Origin of the sequence: Aquisalimonas sp. (genome assembly GCF_007120195.1) — a bacterium.
In the GTDB taxonomy this organism is placed as follows: domain Bacteria; phylum Pseudomonadota; class Gammaproteobacteria; order Nitrococcales; family Aquisalimonadaceae; genus Aquisalimonas.
In genome coordinates, this window is the sequence record NZ_SKOG01000138.1 from 1 (window position 1) to 5,200 (window position 5,200).

Genomic DNA, 5,200 nt, shown 5'->3' on the forward strand with positions numbered 1-5,200 from the left:
GCGCGGCGGATGAGGCGGTGCAGGGTGTCCGGCGTAAAGTCTCGCAGAGTGAGGAAATGGCGGGCGTCCATGGGGGTTACCTCCCGTCGCGGACGAAGTCGCGGATCAGTTGGATGACCTGCTCGCTGATGCGCTCGGCTTCTACATCGGAGATGATCAAAGGCGGCAACAGACGGACGACGGACTGTGCCGTGACATTGATCAGTAAGCGCTCTTCCAGGGCGCGCTGCACCAGATCGCCGCAGGGGTGATCCAGCTCGATGCCGATCATAAGCCCGCGGCCGCGGATGGCCGTCACCGCGGGCTCGGTGCGCAGCGCATCCCGAAAGCGATCCCGCATGCGGTGGCCGAGTGCGGCGGCACGCGCGATCAGGCCCTCGGCGTCCAGCGTTGCCACCACCGCCAACGCCGCGCTGGCGGCCAGCGGGTTGCCGCCGAAGGTGGATCCGTGACTGCCCGGTCCCAGGACGTCGGCAGCCGCACCGCGGGCGAGGCATGCGCCAATGGGCACGCCGTTACCGAGCCCTTTGGCCAGGCTGAGGACATCGGGCACCACCAGTTCATGCTGGCTCGCCAGCCAGGCGCCGGTGCGCCCGACCCCCGTCTGGACTTCATCGAGCATCAGCAGCCAGCCGCGCTCATCGCAGCGCGCCCGCAATCCCTGGAGATAGCCGGCGTCGGGCACCTGCACGCCGCCTTCGCCCTGGATCGGCTCGGCGAGCACGGCGACGATACCCGCATGCTCGTCTGCCGCTTTCTCGATGGCCGCCAGGTCATTGTACGCCACCCGCAGGAAGCCGTCCGGCAACGGCCCGAAGCCTTCCTGGGCTCGGGCATTGCCGGTGGCCGCCAGCGTGGCCAATGTGCGGCCGTGGAAGGCGTTGTCCAGCACCAGGATTCGGGGCCGCTCGACGCCGGCCCGGTGGCCATGCAGGCGGGCGAGTTTGATGGCCGCTTCATTGGCCTCCGCGCCGGAATTGCAGAAGAACACGCGGTCCATACCCGTGCGTTCGCACAGGGCGTCAGCCAGGGTTTCCTGCAGCGGGACGCCGTACAGGTTGGACGTATGCACCAGCGTCTGCGCTTGCTGCCGCAGTGCCGCCGTGACCCGGGGGTGCGCATGGCCAAGGCCGCACACGGCAATCCCGCTCAGCGCATCCAGGTACGGCTGATCGTCCTCGTCCCAGAGCCATGCCCCCTCGCCACGGCGAAATCGCACCGGCAGCCGGTTGTAGGTGTGCATTAAGGTGTGCGCCATGGTCTGCGTGCTCGCAAAAACAAAAAGGCAGCGCCGAGGGAACCACTGGAGCCGATACTGCGGATCAGCCCAGCGACTCCCGACGGAGGCTGCCGGGAAGATTGAGAGTATAGAAAGGGGGTGTACGCCCGGCAAGGCCGTTTTCAGGGTCGCCGGGAACGCGTACACTGGATACATGATTAACGACCGCGCCGCCCATGCCCCCGGCTGCCGGCGGCGCCCCGACCGAAAAGAGGTGTTCAGGCAATGGATGAGGTTCAGGAAGCCATCAAGAAGCAGGTGGACAGCCATCCGGTTATTCTGTTCATGAAGGGAACACCGCAGTTTCCCCAGTGTGGCTTCTCCCAGAAAGCCTCCCAGGCTCTGGCGGGCTGTGAAGTGCAGTTCGCCTACGTGAACGTGCTCGAAGACGAGCGTATCCGTCAGGGCATCAAGGAGTTCGGGAACTGGCCCACCATTCCCCAGCTCTACGTCAACGGCGAGCTCGTGGGCGGATGCGACATCATCCTTGAGATGTATGAAAGCGGTGATCTCGAGAAGATGGTCAAGGAATCCGCCACCAGCCATAGCAGCGGCGCCTGAGCGTCACCCGTCCTGCTTCCTGACAGCGCCCCGGTTACTGCCGGGGCGTTTGTTATGGAGGTGTGCTATAGGAGGGTGTTGAAAATGGCGCGGCTCGCCCGCACGTGTATCAAGGCGCATCCACAGACAGGGTTCAATTGCGGCGGTGCTGATTGACCGCGGTTCGCAATGTTTTACAAACCAAGGAGGCAGGATAATGGCTCACGAACTCCCGGACCTACCCTACGCGCACAACGCCCTGGAACCGCATATCGATGCCATGACCATGGAGATTCACCATGGCAAGCATCACAACACCTATGTGACCAAGCTCAATGGCGCGCTCGAGAAACACCCGGATTTGGCGTCCAAGCCCGTGGAAGTGCTGATCACGCGGATCAAGGACCTGCCGGCCGATATCCAGACACCCGTGCGTAACAACGGCGGCGGCCACGCCAACCACAGCATGTTCTGGCAGATGATGAGCCCGAGCGGTGGTGGCGAGCCGACCGGCGAGCTGGCCGATGCCATCAAGAGCACCTTCGGCAGCCTCGATGCGTTCAAGGAGGAATTCACCAACGCGGCCATCGGTCGCTTTGGTTCCGGCTGGGCGTGGCTGGTCCGCGACGGCAGCGGCAAGCTGCGCGTGACCTCGACGCCGAACCAGGACAGCCCGCTGATGGAAGATATCGCCGATGTGCCGGGTACCCCGCTGTTGGGCGTGGACGTGTGGGAGCACGCCTACTATCTGAATTATCAGAACCGGCGCCCGGACTACGTGGCCGCGTTTTGGAATGTCGTCAACTGGGACGATGTGGCCAAGCGCTACGCCGGTGCGAAGTAAACGCTGACGCAGTCACCAGCAAAAAAACCCCGCTGCGGCGGGGTTTTTTGTGAAGCAAGATGAGCCGCGAGCCCAGCGGGCCTACCCCGGGATGCCGATATGCGTATCCCACAAGTTGACGATCTCGCAGAACAGATCCGCTGTCTTTTCCGCGTCATAAACCGCGGAATGCGCTTCGTCGCCGTCCCAGCCCAAGTCCGCGGCCTTGAGGGCTTTGGCCAGTACCGTCTGCCCGAAGGCAAGCCCCGCCAGGGTGGCGGTGTCGAAGCTGCCGAAGGGGTGGAAGGGGTTGCGGCGGATGCCGCAGCGCTCCACGGCGGCATTCAGGAAGTTCAGGTCGAACGTGGCGTTGTGGCCGACCAGGATCGCCCGCGTGCACCCGGTGTCGCGCACTTCCTGGCGGATCGGCTTGAACACCCGGCCCAGCGCATCCTGTTCGCCATAGGCGATGCGCAGCGGATGGTCCGGCCTGATGCCGTTGATCTCCAGGGATTTCGGGTCGATGTTCGCCCCGTCGAACGCGCGCACGTGCAACGCATGGGTCTCGGCCCGGTAGAGCCTGCCCTGGTCATCCATGCGCAGAATCACCGCCGCAAGCTGCAGCAGCGCATCGGTTTGCGGATTGAGGCCGCCCGTCTCCACGTCGACAACCACGGGAAGAAAGCTGCGGAAGCGACGAGCGATGCGGGTCCCTGGCGCGGCGGTACTGGGTTCGTGTTCGGACATGGTCGACTCGGTTTGGCTCAGATCAGGCGCCATGGAAGGGTTTCTCCTGCTCGCAATGGGACAACGTGGCCCGCGCCGAAGGCGTAGCTCGCTGGCAGCGTCCATGGTTCCCGGACAAGGGTGAGGGTACGCGCGTTGCGCGGGAGACCGTAGAAATCCGCGCCGAAGTGGCTGGCGAACCCCTCCATGCGGTCCAGCCGGCCAACGGCTTCGAAGGCCTCGGCGTAGAGTTCCATGGCCGCGGGCGCGGTGAAGCAGCCGGCACAGCCGCAGGCCGCCTCCTTATCGCCACGGGCGTGGGGCGCGCTGTCCGTACCGAGAAAGAACTTCGGATTGCCGGACGTCGCTGCCTCAAGCAATGTCGCACGATCCCGCTCGCGCTTGAGAATCGGCAGGCAGTAATAATGGGGGCGGATGCCGCCGGCCAGCATGTGATTGCGATTAAAGAGCAGATGGTGGCACGTGATGGTTGCCGCCACGGTATCCGGCGCCCCGCGGACAAACTCGGCTGCCTCCCGGGTCGTGATGTGCTCGCAGACGATGCGCAGGCGCGGGTGGCGGGCCAGCAGCGGGGCCAGGCGCTCCTCTAGAAAGCGGGCCTCGCGGTCGAACACATCCACACCCTCGGTGGTTACCTCGCCGTGGACGAGCAGCGGCAGTCCCGCCTTGGCCATGGCCGCCAGCGTCTCATCGCACCGGCGCAGGTCCGTTACGCCGGCGTCGGAGTTGGTGGTGGCGCCGGCGGGATACAGCTTCACGGCATGGATGAGCCCGCTGGCCATGGCCCGGTCAATCTCTGCAGCGGGTGTGCGCTCTGTCAAATACAACGTCATCAGCGGCTCGAAGCCGCTGCCCGCCGGCAGCGCGGCCAGAATCCGCTCCCGATAGGCCCGCGCCTGCTCGACCGTGGTCACCGGCGGTTTCAGGTTGGGCATGATGATCGCCCGCCCGAAGCGCCGTGCCGAGTAGGGCACAACGTGCTTGAGCACATCGCCGTCACGCACGTGCAGGTGCCAGTCATCGGGCAGGGTGAGGGTGATGCGGTCCATTAGGCGTACAGATCGATTTAGCGCAAACGAGCGCCGAGTATAACGCGACCAAGCGGCCAAGTCGCGAATTGACCGAGGGCAAGGTGAATCGGCCATGTAAGTGGCTGATTCATGGACCGCGCCGCGGACGGGCGCCGCGACGCCGAGGTCAGTTGCGAGCGCGCTGTAGCCAATGCGGGTGATGTCGCTCATTCAGCACGCCACGGTGTCTTCGCCGATGTGTTCCATTGCCTGAAGCGCCGTCACCTGTCCCGCCGACACCGCAAGGTGCGTCATTGCCGGTGCTTGCCCGGGGTGCGCCGCTATAGGCGGGAAGAATAACGGTATGACCATCGGGACGACAGGGAAAGTGCCGGTGGCAGGTGGAAACTGTGAAGTAGGCCCAGTTTCCAGTGTCGTGCTGCGCCTACACTGCGGTAACGATAAGAATCACCGTCTGATCGGTCGAGGCCCAGGAGCGAGCGCGATGCATTCGAAAAACGGGAGGCACAAGGACTCATCCCGCGACTGGACCGTGACCCCGATGTCTCCACACCTTCAGCGCATCAGAGATACCGATCAACGCACTTGGCCAGACGCAGTGAGCCATTGGAGTCATGGGTGCGTGACAAAGACGTAGTCCATGGCGCCCAGATGCGCGCTCGACACCGGCATCGTGGCATCACGTTGCTCGAGCTGCTGGTTACGCTCGCAGTGGCCTCAATACTGCTCACCGTCGCAGTGCCCAACATGCAAGTGCTTGTTCAGAACAATCGTACGGTA

Annotated in this window: 6 protein-coding genes; 3 read left to right on the plus strand and 3 right to left on the minus strand. The window is 64.3% G+C overall.

Annotation, left to right across the window (positions count from 1 at the left end):
• Window positions 1–76 precede the first annotated feature (76 nt).
• Window positions 77–1,258, minus strand: coding sequence for an aspartate aminotransferase family protein (locus QZT63_RS10040; RefSeq protein ID WP_290650827.1), 1,182 nt, complete (start codon window positions 1,256–1,258; stop codon window positions 77–79).
• A 246-nt stretch (window positions 1,259–1,504) separates the two neighbouring features.
• Here QZT63_RS10040 and grxD point away from each other — a divergent pair, with 246 nt between their 5' ends.
• Window positions 1,505–1,840: a Grx4 family monothiol glutaredoxin gene (grxD, locus tag QZT63_RS10045; protein ID WP_290650828.1), complete on the plus strand. Its 336-nt coding sequence runs from the start codon at window positions 1,505–1,507 to the stop codon at window positions 1,838–1,840.
• Between the two features lie 196 nt (window positions 1,841–2,036).
• Window positions 2,037–2,663: a superoxide dismutase gene (locus tag QZT63_RS10050; protein ID WP_290650829.1), complete on the plus strand. Its 627-nt coding sequence runs from the start codon at window positions 2,037–2,039 to the stop codon at window positions 2,661–2,663.
• Between the two features lie 81 nt (window positions 2,664–2,744).
• Here the strand turns inward: QZT63_RS10050 and rnt are convergent, their stop codons facing one another.
• Both rnt and pyrC read right to left on the minus strand, forming a co-directional pair.
• Complete coding sequence (gene rnt / locus QZT63_RS10055) at window positions 2,745–3,389, minus strand: ribonuclease T (RefSeq protein ID WP_290650832.1); 645 nt, start codon at window positions 3,387–3,389, stop codon at window positions 2,745–2,747.
• Between the two features lie 17 nt (window positions 3,390–3,406).
• Window positions 3,407–4,438 (minus strand): dihydroorotase, encoded by a 1,032-nt coding sequence (pyrC, locus tag QZT63_RS10060; protein ID WP_290650831.1) that lies wholly within the window; start codon window positions 4,436–4,438, stop codon window positions 3,407–3,409.
• Window positions 4,439–5,071: 633 nt separating this feature from the next.
• Here pyrC and QZT63_RS10065 point away from each other — a divergent pair.
• Window positions 5,072–5,200: prepilin-type N-terminal cleavage/methylation domain-containing protein (locus QZT63_RS10065; RefSeq protein ID WP_290650833.1), on the plus strand; the 129-nt coding region annotated here is incomplete at its 3' end.